Source organism: Polaromonas sp. P3_C2 (assembly GCF_056402675.1).
This window is the reverse complement of the sequence record NZ_JBFUGX010000699.1, coordinates 1-2,068: the sequence shown is the minus strand read 5'-3', so window position 1 is coordinate 2,068 and position 2,068 is coordinate 1. Positions and strand designations below refer to the sequence as shown.

At 62.6% G+C, this 2,068-nt stretch carries 2 protein-coding genes; both read right to left on the bottom strand.

All coding sequences use genetic code 11. The features are described from left to right. The coding region (locus AC1DWI_RS20915) for a biotin/lipoyl-containing protein (protein WP_477725652.1) at window positions 1–1,078 on the bottom strand (1,078 nt) is incomplete at its 3' end. Window positions 1,079–1,122: 44 nt separating this feature from the next. Then, a partial coding sequence (locus AC1DWI_RS20910) for a transketolase-like TK C-terminal-containing protein (protein ID WP_477725651.1) occupies window positions 1,123–2,068 on the bottom strand: 946 nt, incomplete at its 5' end.

The window sequence follows — 2,068 nt, the reverse complement described above, 5'->3', positions numbered from 1 at the left end:
CGTCATGGTTGGTGACGTGCGGAATCATCACGTAGTTGCGCAGCAGGTTGGCACCGCTGATCTTCTTGATGCGCGACATGTCCTTGCGCTCGACCGGGCCGAACTTGGTGAAGTCAACTTTTGGCCATGGCAGCAAATCGAGCCCTGCGCCGCCGCCCGAAGATGCGGGTGCTTTGGCGGCCTGCGCCTGGGTGCGAACGCTGCCGTCCATCACCGACTTGGTGAAGGCCTGGATGTCGTCTTGCGTGATGCGGCCTTTGGGGCCGCTGCCTTTGACTTCTGCCAGTGGCACGCCGAGTTCGCGCGCGAACTTGCGCACCGAGGGCGATGCATGCGGCAGGTTGCCCTGAGGCGCAGTGGTGGGGTTATGGGCCGGCTGGCTCGCGGGAGCAGATGAGGTTGCCGGTGCAGGGGCAGCAGCAGATGCCGCGGCAGGCACCGCAGCGGGGGCCGGTGCGGGCGCAGGCGATGCGCTCACAGCCGCAGAACCTTCCAGGATGGCCAGCAGGTCGCCGATGTTGACAACGTCGCCCATCTTGACCTTGAGCTCCTTGAGCACACCTGCGGCGGACGACGGGATTTCCATCGAGGCTTTGTCGGACTCGACGGTGATCAGCGACTGCTCAGCCTTGATGGTGTCGCCGGGTTTGACCAGGACTTCAATGACGGACACGTCCTTGAAGTCGCCGATGTCGGGCACACGGACTTCCACCGGACCGGAGGCTGCCGGGGCCGCTGCGGGTGCAGGCGCCGACGCTGCTACAGATTTGCTAGCTGCTTGCGCTGGCGCAGCGGGCGCTGCAGCCGGTTTTTCTGTTGAAGCCGGGGCGGCTTCGGCGCCGGACACTTCCAGCGTCAGGACCACGGAGCCCTGCTTGACCTTGTCGTCGAGCTTGACCTTGAGCTCCTTCACCACACCCGCGTGGCTGGAGGGGATTTCCATGGAGGCCTTGTCGGACTCCACGGTGATGAGCGACTGCTCGGCCTTCACGGTATCGCCGGGCTTGACCATCAGCTCAATCACCGTCACTTCGTCGAAATCCCCGATATCAGGAACTTGAATGTCTACCACTGCCATATTCTTGTCTCCGGTTGCTACAGGTGCTACGTCAGGGTTTTAACTCAAGCGTAAAGCGGATTGATCTTGTCGGCGTTGATGCCGTACTTTTWGATGGCCTCGGCAACCTTGGCCGCTGGGATGGTGCCCTCTTCGCTGAGCGCCTTGAGCGCCGCCACGACGATGTAGTGGCGGTTGATCTCGAAGTGCTCACGCAGCTTGCTGCGGAAGTCGCTGCGGCCAAAACCGTCGGTGCCCAGCACCTTGTAGGTACGGCCCTTGGGTACGAAGGAGCGAATCTGCTCGGCATAGGCCTTCATGTAGTCTGTGGATGCAACCACCGGGCCGGTGTGCTTCTCAAGCTGTTGGCTGACAAACGGCACGCGCTGTTTGTCGGTCGGGTGCAGCAGGTTCCAGCGTTCGCAGTCCTGGCCGTCACGGGCCAGTTCGTTGAAGCTCGGGCAGCTCCACACGTTGGCGGCAACGCCCCACTCTTTTTCAAGCAGCTCTTGCGCGGCAATGGATTCACGCAGGATGGTGCCGGAGCCGAGCAGCTGCACGCGCGGCGTGAGCTTGGCCCCCTCTTTGCAGAGGTACATGCCCTTGATGATCTGCTCTTCGGTGCCGGGCTTGAGGCCGGGCATGGCGTAGTTTTCGTTCAGCAGCGTGAGGTAGAAGTACACGTTGTCCTGCTTCTCGACCATGCGCTTGAGGCCATGGTGCAGGATGACGCCGACTTCATGGGCAAAGGTCGGGTCGTAGCTGATGCAGTTGGGAATGGTGCCGGCCAGGATGTGGCTGTGGCCGTCTTCGTGCTGCAGGCCTTCGCCGTTCAGCGTGGTGCGGCCCGAAGTGCCGCCCAGCAGGAAACCGCGCGCCTGCATGTCGCCGGCCGCCCAGGCCAGGTCGCCGACACGCTGGAAGCCGAACATCGAGTAGTACACGTAGAACGGGATCATGATCCGGTTGTTGGTGCTGTACGAGGTGGCGGCTGCGATCCAGCTGCTCATG